General features: G+C 48.5%; 16 protein-coding genes and 2 pseudogenes. 10 read left to right on the forward strand and 8 right to left on the reverse strand.

Features of this window, described 5'->3' with window-relative positions; genetic code table 11:
• Together INT84_RS21470 and INT84_RS21475 are read left to right on the forward strand one after the other, a co-directional pair.
• The coding region (locus tag INT84_RS21470; RefSeq protein WP_194208385.1) for a transposase at positions 1 to 986 on the forward strand (986 nt) is incomplete at its 5' end.
• A gap of 303 nt (positions 987 to 1,289) precedes the next feature.
• Positions 1,290 to 4,775, forward strand: coding sequence for a P-loop NTPase fold protein (locus INT84_RS21475; RefSeq protein ID WP_370529695.1), 3,486 nt, complete (start codon positions 1,290 to 1,292; stop codon positions 4,773 to 4,775).
• Between the two features lie 588 nt (positions 4,776 to 5,363).
• Here the strand turns inward: INT84_RS21475 and INT84_RS21480 are convergent.
• Both INT84_RS21480 and INT84_RS21485 read right to left on the reverse strand, forming a co-directional pair.
• The gene (locus INT84_RS21480) at positions 5,364 to 6,071 is read right to left on the reverse strand and encodes an isochorismatase family protein (RefSeq protein ID WP_228066404.1); all 708 of its coding nucleotides are present in this window, start codon (positions 6,069 to 6,071) and stop codon (positions 5,364 to 5,366) included.
• A 67-nt stretch (positions 6,072 to 6,138) separates the two neighbouring features.
• A complete protein-coding gene (locus tag INT84_RS21485; protein ID WP_194208386.1) occupies positions 6,139 to 6,990 on the reverse strand; it encodes an aldo/keto reductase in 852 nt (283 codons plus the stop codon).
• A gap of 142 nt (positions 6,991 to 7,132) precedes the next feature.
• Here INT84_RS21485 and INT84_RS21490 point away from each other — a divergent pair, with 142 nt between their 5' ends.
• Together INT84_RS21490 and cspA are read left to right on the forward strand one after the other, a co-directional pair.
• Entirely contained in the window at positions 7,133 to 8,062 is a 930-nt protein-coding gene (locus tag INT84_RS21490; protein ID WP_194208387.1) for an AraC family transcriptional regulator, read from the forward strand.
• Between the two features lie 1,180 nt (positions 8,063 to 9,242).
• Entirely contained in the window at positions 9,243 to 9,455 is a 213-nt protein-coding gene (gene cspA, locus INT84_RS21495) for an RNA chaperone/antiterminator CspA (RefSeq protein WP_134348520.1), read from the forward strand.
• Positions 9,456 to 9,597: 142 nt separating this feature from the next.
• Here the strand turns inward: cspA and INT84_RS24370 are convergent.
• Both INT84_RS24370 and INT84_RS21500 read right to left on the reverse strand, forming a co-directional pair.
• Positions 9,598 to 9,684: pseudogene (locus tag INT84_RS24370) on the reverse strand (cold shock domain-containing protein); the annotation flags it as partial.
• Between the two features lie 21 nt (positions 9,685 to 9,705).
• Positions 9,706 to 10,125 carry a VOC family protein gene (locus INT84_RS21500; RefSeq protein WP_228066399.1) on the reverse strand — a complete coding sequence of 140 codons (420 nt, stop codon included), beginning with the start codon at positions 10,123 to 10,125 and terminating at the stop codon, positions 9,706 to 9,708.
• A 124-nt stretch (positions 10,126 to 10,249) separates the two neighbouring features.
• On the opposite strand from INT84_RS21500, the pseudogene INT84_RS21505 reads away from it, so the two are divergent.
• Both INT84_RS21505 and ttcA read left to right on the forward strand, forming a co-directional pair.
• A pseudogene (locus INT84_RS21505) lies at positions 10,250 to 10,486 on the forward strand (tyrosine-type recombinase/integrase); the annotation flags it as partial.
• A gap of 49 nt (positions 10,487 to 10,535) precedes the next feature.
• Positions 10,536 to 11,471 (forward strand): tRNA 2-thiocytidine(32) synthetase TtcA, encoded by a 936-nt coding sequence (ttcA, locus tag INT84_RS21510; RefSeq protein WP_194208388.1) that lies wholly within the window; start codon positions 10,536 to 10,538, stop codon positions 11,469 to 11,471.
• Between the two features lie 46 nt (positions 11,472 to 11,517).
• On the opposite strand, the gene dbpA is transcribed toward ttcA, so the two are convergent.
• The 3 genes from dbpA to zntB form a co-directional block, all read right to left on the reverse strand.
• Positions 11,518 to 12,891 carry an ATP-dependent RNA helicase DbpA gene (gene dbpA, locus INT84_RS21515; protein WP_194208389.1) on the reverse strand — a complete coding sequence of 458 codons (1,374 nt, stop codon included), beginning with the start codon at positions 12,889 to 12,891 and terminating at the stop codon, positions 11,518 to 11,520.
• Between the two features lie 27 nt (positions 12,892 to 12,918).
• Positions 12,919 to 13,074: a hypothetical protein gene (locus INT84_RS24375; protein WP_346429450.1), complete on the reverse strand. Its 156-nt coding sequence runs from the start codon at positions 13,072 to 13,074 to the stop codon at positions 12,919 to 12,921.
• A 304-nt stretch (positions 13,075 to 13,378) separates the two neighbouring features.
• On the reverse strand, positions 13,379 to 14,362 hold the full coding sequence (zntB, locus tag INT84_RS21520; RefSeq protein ID WP_194208390.1) for a zinc transporter ZntB: 984 nt from the start codon (positions 14,360 to 14,362) through the stop codon (positions 13,379 to 13,381).
• Positions 14,363 to 14,730: 368 nt separating this feature from the next.
• Here zntB and INT84_RS21525 point away from each other — a divergent pair, with 368 nt between their 5' ends.
• From INT84_RS21525 to INT84_RS21540, 4 genes are all read left to right on the forward strand, one after another.
• Complete coding sequence (locus INT84_RS21525; protein WP_194208391.1) at positions 14,731 to 16,860, forward strand: bifunctional diguanylate cyclase/phosphodiesterase; 2,130 nt, start codon at positions 14,731 to 14,733, stop codon at positions 16,858 to 16,860.
• Positions 16,861 to 16,955: 95 nt separating this feature from the next.
• A complete protein-coding gene (locus tag INT84_RS21530) occupies positions 16,956 to 17,183 on the forward strand; it encodes a YgdI/YgdR family lipoprotein (protein WP_176918125.1) in 228 nt (75 codons plus the stop codon).
• Between the two features lie 447 nt (positions 17,184 to 17,630).
• Positions 17,631 to 18,044, forward strand: coding sequence for a YsnF/AvaK domain-containing protein (locus INT84_RS21535; protein ID WP_194208392.1), 414 nt, complete (start codon positions 17,631 to 17,633; stop codon positions 18,042 to 18,044).
• A 36-nt stretch (positions 18,045 to 18,080) separates the two neighbouring features.
• Positions 18,081 to 19,103 carry a YsnF/AvaK domain-containing protein gene (locus INT84_RS21540; protein WP_194208393.1) on the forward strand — a complete coding sequence of 341 codons (1,023 nt, stop codon included), beginning with the start codon at positions 18,081 to 18,083 and terminating at the stop codon, positions 19,101 to 19,103.
• Positions 19,104 to 19,153: 50 nt separating this feature from the next.
• Here the strand turns inward: INT84_RS21540 and INT84_RS21545 are convergent, their stop codons facing one another.
• Positions 19,154 to 19,537 (reverse strand): VOC family protein, encoded by a 384-nt coding sequence (locus INT84_RS21545; RefSeq protein WP_194208394.1) that lies wholly within the window; start codon positions 19,535 to 19,537, stop codon positions 19,154 to 19,156.
• Between the last annotated feature and the right edge of the window lie 77 nt (positions 19,538 to 19,614).

Raw genomic sequence — 19,614 nt, forward strand, 5'->3', positions numbered from 1 at the left:
ACGCGTTGTCACTGGCCCGCTACCGACAGGCTTTCTGGCCCAGCGGTGCGAAGGATGATCCGCAGGATGCTGAGCTGGCATTAGACCTGATGCTACGTTATCCCAACAAGATAAAAGCCATTGAAGCCGACAATCCGGATATCCGATTACTCCAGCAATTAGTTGAGCAGCGCCGACTGTTGGTCGAAGACAAGCGTCGCTTTGTTAATCGGCTCATCAATACGCTTAAGCAGTATTACCCCCAGCTCCTGGAATGGTTCTCCCATCGGGACAGCTCACTGTTCTGCGAGCTAATCATTCGCTGGCCGAGTCTGCAACAACTCAAACGGGCTCGCAGCGATACTGTCCGTCATTTTATGAATGCTAAAGGTGGTCCTGCTGTTGCATATACCGAACAGCGGGTTGCAAGTATTGCCAGCGCTATTCCCCTGACCACAGATAAAACTGTCATCGAGGCAAATGCATTGATGGCAACAGCACTTGCATCCCAAATCAAACTGACAGGCGACCTAATCAGAACCTACGACGAACGTATTGAATCCTTATTCGATACGCTTCCGGATGCAGAACTGTTCAAATCACTCCCTGGAATGGGACCATGTATGGGCCCACGGATGCTTGCCGCACTGGGTGATAACCGCGACCGCTTCAACAGCGCCGAAGAAATTCAAAACTACGCTGGCATCGCACCAGTAACCGAGCGAAGTGGTCAAAAATCCTGGGTACACTGGCGTTGGCAGTGCGCGAAGTTCGTCCGGCAGACATTCGTGGAATGGACTGCGAAGACGGTTAACTCATCGTACTGGGCCAGACTTTATTACCAGGGCCAGCGAGAAAAAGGGAAATCTCATCAGTCAGCGATCCGGGCTCTGGCGTTTAAATGGATAAGGATCATTTACCGTTGTTGGAAGACCAAAACCCGATACGACGAAGCGAAATACTTGCTGGCACTGGAAGCGCGAAAGTCGCCCTTACTGAAGCCATAAAAAGCTTGTCGAATGTCTCAGGGCGTGAAGCGGACCTTCCAATGCCTCCTGCCTTCTGATTGCAATCCCTACTTGGCGTACCTCCTTCACACTTCCACGCGATCAATCAATACAGATCCGAGTTTACCCTTTTTCGGATCTGCGGGATTTAACAATAAGAAAATGCTGCCATTCCTTCAAAATGCACTAGAAATATTCTTATCATTAGCATTATGATGAAAACTTGCGCGATTCTGATGAATGCCTATTTCCACTGACCTTAGGTCAACCCCCCAGCAACAATGTGAAGCATAAGGAGAGCACGTGGCACTTAAACTTCAGCAGGAAATGCCCGCAGACAGCGACCTGTTTAAAGGTGGCAGCCACCAAAATGTGGCAGACAAGATGACAGAGGTAATTAAAGGACAGGAAATTAATATTTTGGGTCTGGAGGGTGAGCTTGGATCCGGAAAATCGACCATCATTCATTTTTTAAAAAAATCCCTGTCTCCTGAATACACTTTTATAGACTTTGATGCAGAGATTTATCATTACGGTAATACGAAAAAAGCACTCATTGAAGTTATTCACGATGGCCTGAGCGAAAGTAAAGGGGCAAATAAGGACAACCTTGATAAACTCAAAAACACAGCACTGGGGAACATCGTAAAGTATGATAAAAGAGTAAGCAGTAGACTGAGTTGGTGGACCGTTAGCTTCATTCTTTTATGCCTACTTTCAGTACAGATGGTCAGATATCTTATCCTAGACATCAATGCTAATGTCAAAAATCCGGACACAATTTCAAGTTTGGTGATTTCACTGGAAATATTTTTGGCGCTTTCACCGGGTCTGCTTTTATTATGGCTTTTAGTAATCCCGAAGCTAAATTTAAAAAGTTGGTGGGCCGTAAGTTTCGGTCTTTTATGCATATTTTCTGTGCAGGTGGTCAGTTATCTTATTCTAGATATCAATGCCAATGCCAAAGATCCGGGAAAAATATCAGGTTTGGTAATAGCCTTTGAGATAGTTGCGGCGTTGTCCTCGGTCGTGCTTTTAGCATGGATTTTAGTGAGCAAAAAACTTAATGCTAAACCTCGGGGTAATTCAGAGGAAATCACCACCGTGGGTGATCTCTTCAAGCAAAACAGTACCGATAGTATCACTGAAAAGTGGCTGATAAGCCGGGAAATAGGGACTATTGAATTAACGAACGCGCTCGCAGGTTTTACCAGTAGCTCATCTGTTTCTGCTGACGCAAAGTTTATTCTCATTATTGACAACCTCGACCGCATTAACGCCGACAAGGTTAAAGAGCTCTGGAGTGATATGGAGCTTATTGCGGGAACAACGCACCGGCAGTTCCGCATTATTGTGCCTTATTCCGCTCGCCATGTTGCAAAATCTCTTTCGCTAGAGGGCCATACCGGCCGGGAGTTTATCTCCAAACGCATCCCCGTTACCTTTACCGTACCACCTCTGATCACTGCCGGATGGCAGGATACGTTCCGTGAAATGTGGAAAGAAACCGTGAATGAGCAAACTGATTTCTCCTGCGCGGAAACCATGCAGATACTGGAACGCTGGCGTACTGTTGAGTATCCCCGGATGACACCGAGACTGCTAAAAAAACTGGTAAATGACGTCCACATACTCCTGATGACAGTGCCTGCGAAAGCTCCGGAGGAATACGTTTTACTGGCACTTTATGTAGTTTTTGTACGCTACAACGAATCAGAGGTAATGGCGCTACTGAGAGCCACTGAAAATGACGCTATCGACATGCAGTCCAATGAGTATGAAGATAAGTTGCAGGCAACAAAAGCCCAGTTAAACCGTCTTTTTATGAATGATACGAATCGATGGAGTGAATATCTGATGAGTATTCATTTCCAGGCATCGGTGGAGCTTGCGCGTACAGAGCTATTTGATTTGCCGCTTACCGAAGCAGTTAATAGCCGCGATGCTGTTGCATTAGAGAAACTGATAGGTATGTATGGGTTCTCTCATGCATGGCAGCGCTGTGCCGGGCGCTTTAATATGTACGACTGGATGGAAACTGTCATAAAGCTTTCCAACGATACATTAATCAAAATTAAAGAAGAGCTAACCGGTGCCGTTGCCAGGCTCAACGCAAATTATGCATTATCTGAGCGGGAAAAATTTCGTGAGTCTTTCACCCAAAGCCTCAAACTTTTAGAAGAAAAAGGTTACCTCGGTACTGAAGATTTTATGGTCCGGCAGAAAAATTATGTCGTCGCAGAACTGAATAAGCTGCAGAAAATGCCGGAAAATGATGAGATTTACGTCAGGGAGCTTCTTAAGGAGGCAGACCTCTATTCTGCAATATTTAAAAAAAACCTGCTGGACCTGATTGAGAATGATGTTAGCGGTAAACTTTACTCCATGTACTTGCTGAATGAAAAGGAAAATCTGCCCAACCTCTGTGTCAGTACTCTTTCACTTATAGATGCAGAGCAAGAAAACCTGCTTCGCCACTTACTAATGACTGAGACGCACGGGATTTTCAACCCTGACGTTATCCGCTTTTTCAAACTATCAAGCAGGGCAGTAGAAAATATAGTTATTAACGAAAATGCAAACTTACCTGAAAATATAGTTAGCAAGTTGGGATTGCTTCGCAACTCCGGCAGCAATGAGGATATAGATGATCTTCGTTATGTTATTTTCAATCCTGAGTGGTATGACAGTCAAATAACACCCAGTTTAAAAAAACAGAGTGTCATCAGCGAAAATCACCCTGAAGAATTTGCTGCTCACTTGGTCGCACATCTGGTAGCAATAAAAAACTACGCTGAAATACCGAATTACGCTGAAGGTTATGAAAATGATACAAATTACATTAAGTTTCTTTCTTTTTATTTCCGCTACACTCAGAATTTCAATATCGTACTAGATGCATTGAAAGACACTCAGTCGTCAGCGTATGTTAAAGAAGCCATAAAAAAATTATTTATAGAAAATCATCTAGGCTTAATCAATACAGTCGAGTATGTTAACACCTATTATCCGTTACTCAAATCTGAATTAAGTGATGTAGATTACATGAGTCCAATTGTTAATCGCGAGCTTGGTTTGCTCAGAGGTATAAATGGAAAAAATATAGCAAAAATAAGCGAAGGATTTCTGGAGGACATTTTCTCCAGAAATGTGCTCAAAAAATTTAAAGAGAAACTTCATACGATCAGTCAGGACATTATTTCAAGTGAAGAGCAGCTCTATAGTGCCTTTAAAGCGCTCGAAACCAACAGAAGCTTCGTTCTGCGAAAGATGGCATCAGCAGGAGAGTTCGCAAACATGACGGCAGGTATCAGCCTCTTCGCGGACTGGTATCGAAATATTGATGGTGTACAGCTGAAAGCTCCTAACAATGTAAAGTTAATATGGTCATGTATTAATGAAGTGCAGCAGTCTGAAATACTTAAAGAACTCCACGATGTTCTTATGGAAGTGGGCACGCTTAAAGATAACAGGCTCAAAGTAATTCATGACTTTCATGATGTTATAAACTTTGCCGAACCGGAAGGGAAAACTTCACGACGGGCAATTGCAGCGCTGTTCAGTCTTACTTCCAGTGATGAGATATTGCGTTCGTGGCTTAATGCACAGCAGTTTACTTTCAGCGCCTGGCCAAGGGCTGAAGCTGAGACAGTGAGTCAGGTAATTAACGAAAATCAGGATAATTTTCCTGATATTATCAGCCGCTCTTCATTCATCAGAAATCGTCTTCCCGTGCTGGCGCAGGAGCAGGATGACACAAAAGCAGAGGGAAATAAGGATGAGGCTTGAAACTACCTTTCGCATCTGGGCATTTCGGCAGGCCCCTGAAGAAGATGCTGCAAAACTGAAGTGGCAGTCATCAATGTGAAAATTGAGCTGTACAGGGAAGGGCCATGGAATGGCAAGATTTATACGTCTGTAACAGGATGTACTGGACTAACGGTGCCACTCTAAACTGCCCTTACTTTCAATGTCATCTGGCCCCTGAATGTCGCTAGAGCTGCATTCAGGGGATGACTGCGCATTACTCGCCTTTTTATAAGCTTCGAGAAACGAGAAATCAGTAGTCTGAATGTCCTCTTTTCGCTCAAAGCGGACCTTCGCAGTTGTCTGCTTCCTGGTGTTTTGGGATCTCAGAGTAAGAAGACGATGATTGTGTACAGTGAAGCAGAAGATAAGGCTGATTACGCCATAAATGACAATAATGTGATTATGTTAACAAACAGCTAATAATTTTGTACTGCATGCAATAAATAACCAGGCTGGCGCGATCATGTCGTTCCTGACGTCAGATCACCGGTGGCTGATTCCTGCTTTATCAGAGCAGCCAGCACCGGCGTCAGTAAAACAGGGGGATCACATTCATGTATAAACAGTTCAGCCTCTGACAGATGCAATGACAGACAGGATGGTTTTGCCGGGCTCCTGAGAAAAGTCGGGAGCCAGCTGAGCTGACACTGAACTGAGCGAGGTGACGATTCCCCCGGCCTGTTTAGCCTGCTTCAGCACCGCGTCTTCTGTCCGGGAAGATCTGCTGCCGATGCAGTCCACCGGAATAAAAACATGATAGCCATTCCTGAGCCCGCCCAGGGTGGTGAGCAAAACCGCAACTTCCGCCGTATAACCTGACACCACAAGCGTTTTACGTCCTGTAAGATGAATGGCGTCGGTCAGTTCTTTCACCTGGAACGGATCGGCTGTTTTACGGAAAATCGTATTGTCTGCACTGGCATATCCGGAGAGAGAAGAGATCAGTTCTCCGGGTCTGCCGTTCTGCGTAACCGTCAGAAAGAACGAGGGTGCGGAAACAGCTTTTGCTACTTTAGCAAGGCCACCAACGTTTGCGGCGAGCGATTCTGGCGGCATAGTCTTACTGGTGTTAATCAGACCGGGATGGAGATCGGCGAATATAAAAATCACGTCATTTTTTTCGACGCTGAACCTTTTCGCCGTATCAGGTATTAATTGTCCGCCATTCATCAGAACATCCTCATTTTCGGGTGTAGCTCCGGCCAGTGCGGACGTACCCATAGCAAAGACGCCCAGCAGTGCGCTGGCCGTGTGGAGAAAACATCTTCTTTTCATATCAGGCACTCTTTAGATCCGGATACAGGATGGCTTTGCCCTGTTTATCCCCCCTGACAGTAAGCAGTCAGGTAATAAAAATCTTTGTGCCGACAGTTCTGATCCGTTCCGGATCGCTGTGTTCAGTAAATAAAGTTTTACCCGTATCCAGCCGGCTGATTTCCACCATGTCTGCATCACTGAGAGAAAAATCGAAAATACTAAAATTTTCCTGAATACGCGGCAGATTGACTGATTTCGGAATAACGACAACGTTGCGCTGGATCAGCCAGCGCAGGACAACCTGGGCCACACTCCTGTTGTAAGTGCGGGCAAGAGAAGCAAGCACCGGGTTGCTGAAAAAGCCGTTTTTTCCTTCAGCGAACGAGGCCCAGGATTGTGGCTGCACGTTCATGCCCTGCATAAATTCCACGTTCTGTGCCTGCTGAAAGAATGGGTGCATTTCGACCTGATTGACGGCAGGTTTAATACGGTTAAAGGTTGCCAGATCGGTAAGCCGGTCCGGCGCAAAATTACTGACGCCGATAGATTTAATCAGTCCTTCGTCGTAAAGCTCTTCCATCGCGCGCCATGCCCCATGAACGTCAGAATAAGGCTGATGGATAAGATAAAGATCGAGGTAGTCAAGATTCAGACGTTCAAGCGAGCGCATGAATGCACTGCGGGCTTTGTCATATCCGGCGTCCTGAACCCACAGTTTTGTTGTGATAAACATATCGTTACGCGCCAGACCGCTTTCGCGAATGGCTGCGCCAACCGCCACTTCATTTTCATAGGCTGCGGCGGTATCAACCATGCGGTAACCCGTCTCAAATGCACCAAGAACGGCCTCCTGGCACTGTTTCAAATCGCGCATCTGATAAACGCCAAAACCCAGCAGGGGCATCTGAACGCCGTTATTAAGCGTCGTAAATTTCATCAGCATTTTCCTTTCACGTTAGTCATCATTGACCCTTACAGGGCTGAACTCTTATTCAAGGGCTCACGGGATATTGCTATCCTACGGCAGCCGGATTAGCTTATTAATAACGTTAAGTCCAAATCACATTTGAAAAAATCTAATGGATCCATTTTCTGATATCCTCAGCCTGCTTTCAGCCCGCAGTTATGCCACTGCCGGCCTGTCGGCCGGTCATCACTGGCACATGGCTTTTCCTGGCTTTAATGGCCTGAAATTCATTTACATCAGGAAGGGCGCATTCTGGTTCAGACCTGAAGCCGAGCCCGAATGGACGAGAATGGAGGCTGGCACGGGCGTGATCCTCACCCGAAGCGCGCGTTTTATGATGGCCACAGATGTCACCTGTCCGCCGGAAGAATCCCCGGAGAAAAAACGTCCCAGAGTCAGGGAAACGGTCAACTACGGCGGCGAGGATAATCTGCTGCTGGCCGGTAAAATGGAGATTGACTCCGCCGCCTCTGATCTTCTGCTTCAGGATTTGCCTCTGGTGCTCCGTTTTGATACGTATGCAAAAGAAAATTCGTCCCTCAGCACTCTGATGACCCTTTTATTCAATGAAAAAGTTTCAGAAAAGCCAGGCGCTTCACAGGCCTGTGACCATCTCATGCATCTTATTATGATAGAGGTGTTACGAAACGGAATGGAAAATAGCCGGAGTGGTGACGGGGTACTCACCAGTTATACCGATATCCGGATCAACAAGGTGCTCAGGGCACTTCATCATGAGCCAGAAAAAAAATGGTGTTTGAGCGAAATGGCGACAATAGCCGGTATATCGCGGGCTGGTTTTTCACGAAAATTTAAGGACACTACCGGGCTTACGCCTCTCCTGTACCTGACGAACTGGCGAATGCGACTTGCAGGTAAATCCCTGAGGCACACCCGGGAGTCTGTAAAGCTGATTGCCTTTAAGCTGGGGTATCACTCGGAAAGCACTTTCAGTACGGCCTTCAAACGCGTTTACGGCGTGGCTCCGCGTCTTTACCGCGACCAGCATCTGGGATCCCCCGATCTTACCGGCACGGAATAACCGCCGGGAAAGCATGTCTGAGTCCGGGCCTTTACGACGCACGTAACGTCTGCAACCAGCTGAAAAGTTCGTCCCGAGTGGGTAAATCCTTTTCCTGGCCCGCCGGCGACGATCCGACACTGGGGTTTTCGGAGCTTTGGAGGAGAGAAGAAGGATTGTTGCTGGAACACATAAAAACAGGCAGATAATTGTATTATGGGGATTATTGTTTCCAGCACAAAAAATCAGCGCATTATTGCGATACGTTCATAAATCACCTACCTGACTGGCCTCTATTCTGCAATGCCCGTTAAGTGCCAGGAGCGGACGTTGCCAGTAGATCGGCACAATGAGTTCGGGATACTGCATAGTTACTATCGCTGTTAATAAAAACATGTTTTAAAAAACAGTATTGACCTCAAATCTCAAATAAGTAAATTAGTACTCAGCAGCACAATGAAGGTAATTAGTAAGTGTGAATAGAAAGAAGTGCTGGGTTAAGCCATTTTGCTTTACAGGCCACGAAGTTTGTTGTTTGGGATGTAGTTCGCTTTCAGGCCTCGTAGTGATTGTGCTGGTTCGCAAAATGGTAGTGTTAGAGCGACGATGTAAGGCCTTGTTTTTTTAGTTGATGCTGACGGTTTCGTTTTTTTGATGGTGACCGTTTCAGCAACGGGCAACGCATCAAAGAGTATATGTCGCGATGGTTGATGTGCTTGTTTAAGTTGCCACGCTTAGGTTTTGAAAGCGCAGGCGGTGTATAACGAGATAAATAGAGGGAGGTTTTTTAGTATTAATGCCCAATATTATCTGTAGTGAACGGGTACATTTGAAAGCAGTATAAATAGCTGTATCACTTTATTAAGTCCATTAATGTTAAATCTCAAGTCTGTAGTACCTTAAAAGCCCTGGCTGCAATGGTCAGGGCTTTTAAGATTACTCACCCCTTTGAATTGTAAGTTTTTCCAACAGATTACTGACAAAACTAGTCTTGCTTATCAACTCATGTTAGTCCACTATGCGTCATCGGTTTGGCATACAGACCTTATGAAAGCAGTTTTAGTAAAGCAGTCCTCATTTCAAGCGTTATCTTCAGATACTCTTCTGCATGAGCCTCCTCCTAAGTGCCCAATAAGTCCTCATCTGCAAGCAGGCCATGTTCGCCACAACATGTGGCTCAAGAAAATTAAAGGAAGTATCTATGTCGAATAAAATGACTGGTTTAGTAAAATGGTTTAACTCTGAAAAAGGTTTCGGCTTCATTACGCCAACTGACGGCAGCAAAGATGTTTTTGTTCATTTCTCTGCAATTCAGAGCAACGATTATAAAACGCTCGACGAAGGCCAGAAGGTTGAGTTCTCGATTGAGAATGGTGCCAAAGGTCCGGCTGCCGGAAACGTAGTCGCGCTTTAATTGCCGATAACGGCACAGACGCTTACGACAGCGATGACGGCATTGGCCTGAGCAGATAAGTGAACGTGATAAAAAACCCGCCCTGCGCGGGTTTTTGTGTTTCATGGATGGCATGCAACAAGGGTGACGGTCACCGGAAAAGCTATTTCTGACCATCTTCAATTGTAAATTCTACCTTCTGGCCTTCGCTCAGAGTCTAAAAACCAATACTCTGAATGGCAGAAAAGTGCCAAGAGCGGACATTAAAACTTCATTCGATGTACTGACTGAAGCGTAAAAGATAGCCATCCGGGTCCTGCACGAGAAACTCTCTCTGGCAGGCAGAACCTTCTCCGGTGCTATAGTGGCTATCGTGGATATCCCGATAAAGCGCTACGCCATGTGCATGCACCCGGGCGAGAATCTGTTCAACGTCATCAACTTCTATCTGAAAGTTAACGCCACGCCCGAGAGGCCTTGTGAGCTCTCCCGTGTTCCATCCATCCGGGTGGTACTGCTCAAGCATCAGTTGTGCTTCACCAAGATTGATATAGGCAAAATCGGGTTCTTTGCGCTTTATCATGATGTTGAAGCCAAGCACATCAGCATAGAAGTGCAGGGAGGCGGGAAAATCAGTTACAGTCAACTCAGGAACCATACGGTTCCAGAAGGGTTCATTCTTTTCAATCATCTTCTCATCCTTTTTTGACTGATCCAGTCATACATCAAGTGGGTGATTCGTGTTCGTAACTAAGACATTACATCCGTTGTTCGCTCATCGCGAACCTTGCCCTCCTGCAGGGCTGTTCTGTGGCAATATTCGGTGCCGATGGAACGCTGCGGTAAAACGTGCTGGCATTCGTCGCCGCAATCCGTACCATACACGGCACACTTTCGCGTGCTGGTTATTGTCAGCAGGCGCTAACCCGTCTTTTATCGCTAATCAGATGGGGCACGAAAATGCGCAGATGGTGTATGAAATCTATGCAACATGGATAGAAGAAATGAATAGCGAACAGGTGGCAATGCTAAATAAGAAGCTGGCGCTTTAAAAGCGTTTTGCCCCACTGGTGCCCCAATTGATATTTGAGTAAAGAATAAATGCAATCTAATCAAGAAATTACAAAGAAAGATCAGTACAATCTCAACAAACTTCAGAAACGTCTGCGCCGCAACGTGGGCGAAGCCATTGCTGATTTTAATATGATTGAAGAAGGCGACCGGATTATGGTTTGCCTGTCCGGTGGCAAAGACAGCTATACCATGCTTGAGATCTTACGCAATCTTCAGCAAAGCGCGCCGATCAACTTTTCGCTGGTCGCGGTTAACCTCGACCAGAAGCAGCCGGGTTTTCCGGAACATATCCTGCCGGCCTATCTGGAGCAATTGGGCGTCGAGTATAAAATTGTTGAAGAAAATACTTACGGGATTGTGAAAGAGAAAATCCCTGAAGGCAAAACTACCTGTTCACTTTGCTCGCGTCTGCGTCGTGGCATTTTGTACCGCACGGCCACCGAGCTGGGTGCCACTAAAATCGCCCTCGGCCATCACCGCGATGATATTTTGCAAACGCTGTTCCTCAACATGTTCTATGGCGGCAAGATGAAAGGCATGCCGCCGAAGCTGATGAGCGATGATGGCAAGCACATTGTTATTCGCCCGCTGGCCTACTGCCGCGAGAAAGATATCATCCGTTTCTCTGAGGCTAAAAACTTTCCCATTATTCCGTGTAACCTGTGCGGCTCACAGCCTAACCTGCAACGGCAGATCATTGGCGATATGCTGCGTGACTGGGATAAACGCTATCCGGGGAGGATCGAAACCATGTTCAGCGCCATGCAGAACGTTGTGCCTTCCCATCTGAGCGATACCAGCCTGTTTGATTTCAAGGGTATTCAACACGGTTCTGAAGTGGTTGACGGCGGCGATCTGGCGTTTGACCGTGAGGAGATTCCGCTGCACCCGGCGGGATGGCAGCCGGAAGAAGAAGATGCATTGCGTGATGAGTTGCGTTTGAACGTGGTCGAAGTGAAGTGATTGAGGCGCGCTCAGGCATGAAAATGCCTGAGCCGCAGAAAACGGTTTATTTCAACAAACGAACGCGAACCGATTTGCCTTTGATTTTTCCATTCTGTAACTGCTTCCAGGCCTGACGCGAAACGTTCTGGCGAACGGCGACATACACGTGCGCCGGATGTACATCAATCTTGCCAATGTCCGCGCCCGTCAGCCCCATATCGCCAGTCAGTGCGCCCAGCACATCCCCTGCCCGCATTTTGGCTTTTTTACCGCCGTCAATGCACAGGGTCACCATGTCGGCTTCTAACGGAACGATACTGATGCCCGTCGGCGCGCTCAGCCAGTTAATGTTGAGTTGCAACATTTCAGCGAGAATATTGGCTCGCTGCGCTTCTTCCGGCGCGCAGAGGCTAATGGCCAGACCGCTGTTTCCGGCACGCGCGGTACGGCCAATACGGTGCACGTGGACTTCCGGATCCCATGCCAGCTCGTAGTTGATGACCAGCTCCAGCGATTTAATATCCAGCCCGCGTGCCGCCACGTCGGTCGCCACCAGGACGCGAGCGCTGCCGTTGGCAAAGCGAACCAGCGTCTGATCGCGGTCGCGCTGTTCGAGGTCACCATGCAGCGCCAGCGTGCTCTGCCCGGAGTCGTTCAGCGTGTCACAGACCGCCTGGCAATCTTTTTTGGTATTACAGAACACCACGCATGATGCGGGGCGGTGCTGACTGAGCAATTTTTGCAGCAGCGGAATTTTACCGCCGCGTGAAACTTCATAGAACTGTTGCTCTACAGCAGGGAGCGCATCAATGCTGTCGATCTCAATGGTCAGCGGCTCGCGCTGTACCCGGCCGCTGATCGCGGCAATGGCCGCAGGCCAGGTGGCGGAAAACAGCAGCGTCTGACGAGAGGCCGGGGCAAAGCGAATGACTTCATCAATCGCCTCGCTAAATCCCATATCCAGCATTCTGTCCGCTTCATCCATCACCAGTGTCTGAAGTGCGCCCAGCGAAACGGTATTTTTTTGCAGGTGATCCAGCAAACGGCCAGGCGTGGCAACGATGATATGCGGGGAATGTTGCAGGGAATCACGCTGCGCACCGAACGGTTGACCGCCGCACAGCGTCAGAATTTTGATATTGGGCAGAAAACGCGCCAGACGTCGCAGTTCACTGGCGACCTGATCCGCCAGTTCACGGGTCGGACACAGCACCAGCGACTGCGTTTCGAAACGTCCGGCGTCGATGTGCTGTAGCAGGCCCAGGCCAAATGCCGCCGTTTTCCCGCTGCCGGTTTTTGCCTGCACCCGGACATCCTTACCCGCCAGAATCGCGGGCAGCGCCGCCGCCTGGACGGGCGTCATCGAAAGATATCCCAGCTCGTTAAGGTTCCCGAGCTGGGCGGCAGGCAAAACATTCAGCGTTGAAAAAGCGGTCACAATCTCATCTCATTATAAAGGGAGCAATCAGCAGGCGCGTATCCTCGCAGATCTGCGGCTGTGATGCGACAATTTAATCGGTACTTCATCCGGCGGCGGGTCAGGCATAGGTTGTGGACGCGGGATGGGATCGGGAACGGGTACCGGATCAACGGGCACCGGATCGGATTGCGCAGATGGGATAAGAAAAAGTAGCGAGAGACTCGACATTTTTAACTCCTCAGTTACGGAACACCTCTTTAAAGGTAGATGCTGTAGTGCAGGAGGCAAAAAAAAAGCCGACTAATCTAAGCCGGCGTCGTACGAATCAATTGTGCTATGCAGTAATTCAAAAAAGGAAGTAAGACAATATGGAGCGCAACGCCCATCGCTTGACGTTGCATTCACCTGCGGGAGTTATATTGCACCGAATGGGTAGATGCTTTTTTGACTTCGCGCAATAAAACAGCCGTTTTTATGTTCAATTTATGTTAAAAAAAGTTAATTTTTACAGCCATTTACTGCGATGTAACCACCATGTAACGCCGCCGATTAAGATAACTAACATGGTGCAGAAGGCCGCAAAACCATAATGCCAGTTGCCGCCAGGGATGCCTCCCAGGTTGACGCCAAACAAGCCGGTTAAGAAGGTGCTGGGTAAAAATACCATGGCCATTAGCGACATAGTATAGGTTCGCCGCCCCAGGGATTCCTGGGTGATCTGGGTGATTTCATCGGTCATCACCGCGGTGCGTGAAATGCAGGCGTCAATTTCATCCAGACCGCGTCCCAGACGGTCCGCAATATCCTTCATCCGTTGCCGCTGATCGTCATTCATCCACGGCAGGCGCTCGCTGGAAAGGCGGGCAAAAACATCTCGCTGGGGTGCCATATAGCGGCGCATCACAATAAGCTGTTTGCGCAGCAACGCCAGAAACCCTTGCGGGGGGATCTCCTGATCGAGCAAATTATCTTCGAGATCGATAATCCGGTCATGCAGTTCTTCGATAAACTCACTGGCATGATCGGTCAGGGCGTCACAGACATCCACCAGCCATCCGCCACAATCGGTGGGGCCAGTGCCTTCCTGGAGATCGCTTACCACATCATCCAGCGCCAGCACTTTACGCTGACGGGTTGAGACAATCAGCCGCTCATCCATATAGACCCGCATCGCCACCAGCTGATCGGGGCGCTCGTCGGTGCTGCCGTTAATACAGCGCAGCGTAATAAGCGTTCCCTCACCCAGACGGCTGACGCGTGGGCGCAGGCTCTCCCCTGCCAGCGCATCACGCACGTTATTGGGCAGTAATGGCGTGGTAGAGAGCCACTGCGCGCTATCAGGATGGGTATAGTTCAAATGGAGCCAGCACGGATGCTGCCCGTCAATATGATCGCCATTTTGCAGGGGCTTTACCCCACCTTTACCATCCAGCTGCCAGGCGAATACCGCATCAGGCACATTAACATCCGATCCCTTTAAGACGTCCACAGCGCCTCCGTTATTCATCATTCTTGTGGTTAGTCTAGCCATGTGCCGTCGTTAAGCAACTGTAAGCGAAAGGATAATTGGTTTTGCCTACGTCACGTCCGGCAAATAGCTGAATAAAACGGCTTTTATAAATAAGCGGTACGGCTGTAAAAGAAAATACTTTTAAAATGTATGCTGTGCAGGGAATTAATTAACCTGCTAACGAATAATCATAACTTTAAGAGCCTCCGCCTGCGTAAATCGGCGACCAGGATGGGCTAAAACGGGTTTGTGTAAAGGAAAATATATTTTTGCCTGGCGGGCAAAGGAGTAACCCAAAGCGCAATTTTACTGCTAAATTAGACTTATCTTATTTTATTCTGGACGGCATGATGGTCCTCGTTTCATGGGACCCGATGTTAATCGGGGTCTCTTTTCTTGTTGCTTTCATTGCCTCCTTCGTGGCGCTTGATTGCGCTGCGAAAATTACGCTTTCACAACGTAAAACGGATCTCTTCTGGCGATTTGCCGCCGGCGCAACGCTGGGTCTTGGGATCTGGTCAATGCATTTTATCGGCATGTTATCCATGAGGATGGCCATGCCGATGCGCTACGATTTCCCCCTGACGTTTATTTCGCTGCTGGTGGCGATTGGCAGTGCCATCGCGGCAATTTCGATTGCGGTATCCGGTAGCGCACTCGCCCCAAAACGGTGGATTATGGCGACGGGGATCCTCAGCGGTGGCGTGGTTACTATGCACTATACCGGGATGTCAGCGCTGATATTTCACGGGGCAATTCTGTGGAGCAAACCGCTGATTGCCCTGTCAGTGCTCGTGGCTTTAGTCGCCTGCGGTACTGCCCTGTGGCTGACATTCAGCCTGCGCCAACGGCATAAGAACCGGCTTTCTCATCGCATTCTCGCCGCGATGGTCATGGGTCTGGCGGTCGCCGCTGTCCATTATATCGGCATGGGCGCAGCAACGTTTGGCGGCCACGGTGCCGATCTTGCTGGCGGACTGAGTGAGCACGGTCTTTCCCTGTGGGTGACGGCCACCACGCTCCTGCTGCTAGGCTGCATGCTGATGTTTTCAACGATTGATTCTCAGGTACGCACGACGCGCCTGACGGAAAATCTTGAGCAGTTGAATCTGCAACTGGAGCGACAATCACGCTACGATGCGCTCACCGGACTGGCAAACCGTATCCAGATGGACGTTCGCCTGGAAGAATGCCTGCGCAGCGCGCAGCACGTTCGCGCCACGTTTGCCGTGATGGTGATGGACCTTGATGGTTTTAAATTCATTAACGATACGCTGGGCCATGCAGCGGGCGACCGGTTATTAATGGCTGTCGCAAACCGTCTCAGCGCTCGCTTAAGGCCGAAAATGCTGCTGGCACGGCTGGGAGACGATGAGTTTATGCTGCTGGTACCCGACACCAGCGAAGGTGAAGCGACCGATCTCATCGCCGGGATCCTTGATGCGGTGCGCCGCCCGGTCTATGAAGCCGGGCAGCTGCTCAACCTCTCACTCAGCGCGGGCGTGGCGATGTTCCCGCGCGACGGCGAGAATTCGCATCAACTAAAAATGAATGCCGCGACGGCGATGAATAGCGTTAAGCTTCAGGGCCACAATAACTGGGCAATGTATAACCCGCACACCATGCAGCCAGGCACTACCACGGTAATGCTTGAGCAGGATGTGATGCAGGCGCTGGCGCTACAGCAGTTCGAATTATGGTATCAGCCGATATACAGTAACGGGACCGAAGCACTTCATGGCTTCGAAGCGCTCTTACGCTGGCGTCATCCGGTGAATGGCATTGTGATGCCTGATGCATTTCTGCCTGCGCTGGAAAAAAATGGCCAGATCCTGCCTGTAGGCCAGTGGGTGATAGAAGAAGCCTGTCGCCAGCTTAACGCATGGAGCGAGGAAGGCCATGATGAACTGACGTTATCCATCACGCTTTCTGCCATTCAGTTTGAGCAGGAGGAGATTCATACGCTGATCTGCTCAATGTTAGAAAAGTATTCCGTCTCTCCTGCCCGGCTGACCCTCAAAATTGTTGAGTCTATTGCGCTTAATAACCTTGAGCGCAGCCTGAGGATGCTGACGGCGTTTATGCGCTCGGGATTAACGCTGGCAATTGATAATTTTGGTACGGGTTATACCAACGTGATGCTGTTAAAAGATTTACCGGTGCAGCAATTAAAGATTAATCGCAGTCTAATCAAAGATATCCGCTATAACGGTAAAAATATGGCCATTGTGTCCAATATTATTGAGGTTGCACACTCCATGCATATGAGCGTGGTTGCCCAGGGTATCGAGACGGTGGAGCAAAAGCATTTGTTATCCAGTCTTGGCTGTGATTATTTGCAGGGATTTTTACTGGCACATCCAATGCCGGCCAGCGAGATCGCAGAATTGCTTCAACGCCGCGTAACGACTGCTGTAATGCCACACCAGCCTGCTTTTATTGATCCGCTCCTACCCGAGATAAAAAATCAAATTTAAGCGCAAATCCTGCTAATTTTTGTAGTTACCCTGCAAACTATATCCTCGCTGCTATACTTTAGTTCTGACAAAACAACAGAGTAGCGAGGATAAACATGAAAAAAGCGTTAATTATACCCCTTAGCGTTCTGCTGGCCGCCACTGCCCTTTCCGGCTGCACGCGCACGAGCTACGCCATTCATACCAATGATGGTCGGACCATTATCAGTGATGGTAAACCGCAGGAATCTGAAACCGGGCTGCTGGGCTATAAAGACGCTAACGGCGTGAAACAGCAGATTAATAAATCTGAAGTTAAGAACGTCGCTGAAGTCCCGCATTGAGGTTAACAGCCCCGCAAGGGGCTTTTCTTACCGACTGCCAGTCGTCCTCTCCAGCTATCACGCCAGCTAGACCTTCATTAGAAACAAATCAATAAACAGCAAAAATTATAAAGTTATTAATAGCCTATCTTTTTCAGGATTTATCCCTTAAATTAGCCTTTCTTGTAATGATAATGCACATTGCATTCTCTCAGGAACATCTGGATTTCATGTCCCTGAGAGTTTTTTTACCCGCGCCCTTCGTTGACATCATTGATTGCTTTTCCCCTCCCTTCCGCTGTAACTCGCACAGGTTTACGCCTCTAAAAATTGCCTGTTAACATTTTTACATAATTAGATCGCGGCGAAAAATACCGTTTGGTCTATGCTTAAATACATTGACAGCAACGTTAGACGATTATTTATCTGAACAAAGAACATTCTTAAAATCACGGGCTTAAACGTTATATGCAAAATAAAGATGCTATAAATAATACTACGTCAACGCCAGATAAAACGATGCCGCTAGCGGAAGAAAAAATTGCCGTATCGAAAGAAAAAATCGTCGATCGTCGCATTCAGATTTCCCGTAAGACGGTTTCTGATGAGGAGATCATTGAAGCTGAGCTTACCCGCGAAGAAGCAATAATACATCGCGTTACTAAAAATGAGATTATACAACCTGATAACATCCCCACTGCCCGGCAGGAGGGCGATGTTTATATCATCCCGGTGATTCGGGAAGAGGTGGAAATAATACGCCGTCAGGTTCTGGTAGAGGAGATCCACGTAAAAAAAATACTTACCAACGAACATTTTCAGGAAAGCGTCGTATTAAGGCGTCAGGAATTAGATATTTCCACGGATGAGAAATCAGATTAATAACACCCCGTAACCTAAGCACGAGGAGAATCTCAGATGGCTCATGAAAAAATCGTTACCGCCTTCGAGCAACCCCAGCAGGCAGCAGCAGCGAAAGAAAAACTGATCGCTGAAGGTATCCCGGAAAGTCATATTGATATTATATCGGGCGAAAGATTACGCGTTGAAGATAAAGAAATTCGCCATCCGAGCTTCTGGCAGCGACTGTTCGGGGACGATGTCGATGATGACTACGCCACCGAATATAATAAAGCCATTCAGCTTGGCGGTGTGCTCCTGACCGCCCGCGTCGATAAAGATGAAGCGGACCGTGTAGAGGCCCTGCTGGACAGCTATTCCAGCGACTACTCTTCACTGCGCGGCTCGTATGATCCGACAACCGAGCGCGATTATCTGGGTGAAGTTGATAGTACCACCGCAGCGGACATCGGCGGCGTACGTCCAGTCGATAACCCTGTTTCAGGCGTTGGGACTGGCGGTGTAACTGGTGTCGGCGGCACTATTCCGCCAAACGTCGGTGGCGTGCGTGCTGTTGATTCCGATACCATCAGCGCATCCGAACGCACCCGTGACTGGAGTGCGTCTGATGAAATTACCGATACCGACGATCTCTCTGTCACCCGTGACCGCGACCTTTCAGATGAGGCTAATCGCGAGACGCTGAAACTGGCAGAAGAAGAAGTGGATATCAGTAAGCGCCGCATCAGCGACGGTAAAATTCGTCTGCGCCGTTATACGACCGAAGAAGATGTGTCTGAGGATATCTCTCTGACCGAGCATCATGCCAACGTCTTCCGTTCAGCAGTAGATGAACCGGCTTATCTGCACGATGTCGACTGGTCAGATAAAACGATTGAAGTCGAAGAGTCTCATGAAGTGCCGGTAGTCAATAAAACGGCGCATATCCGTGAAGAAGTCGGTATTGATTCCGAACGGACTGAGCGCACCGAAACGGTACGTGACACGGTACGTCGTCAGGAAGTTGAAGTCGATAAATCTGCTTCCGATAAAGACCGCCTGTTAGACAAAGATCGTTTCAATGACGATAAGAAGTTCTAATCCTGCCTTTCAGGTATGACTTCAGCCCCCGCCTGTCGGGGGCTGAACGTTTATTCAACTATCTCAATTAAATTGCCATCCGGATCGCTTATCACCGCCTCGTAATAGCCATCCCCTGTCGTGCGCGGCTGCGAGACCAGAATGCCCTGCGCTTCTGCCCGCCTTGCCATAGCATCTACTGCCTGCTGACTGCCAAGTGAAATCGCCAGGTGAACCCATCCGGTCCTGTTATTATCTGGCGTGACCCGAGTGAGTCCGGGTTTGGTCATTAACTCAACGGCAATCGTGTTGTTGATCGTCACGAAATAAGATTCAAAGCCGTGATTAGTTTTACTGCAATATTTCTCGTTAATGTCGCCGCCGAAAAACTCGCCCCAGAAGCGCGCCTGTTGCTCCAGATCCTGCGTCCATAATGCAATATGTGCAATTTTCATCTTAACCCTCTTCACGTAATTTCATATTTTTTGTGCCATCCCCTACTGAACAGTAAAACCACGAGCATCAGCGCGGC

The sequence above is a fragment of the Superficieibacter sp. 1612_C1 genome (assembly GCF_015234305.1).
In the GTDB taxonomy this organism is placed as follows: domain Bacteria; phylum Pseudomonadota; class Gammaproteobacteria; order Enterobacterales; family Enterobacteriaceae; genus Superficieibacter.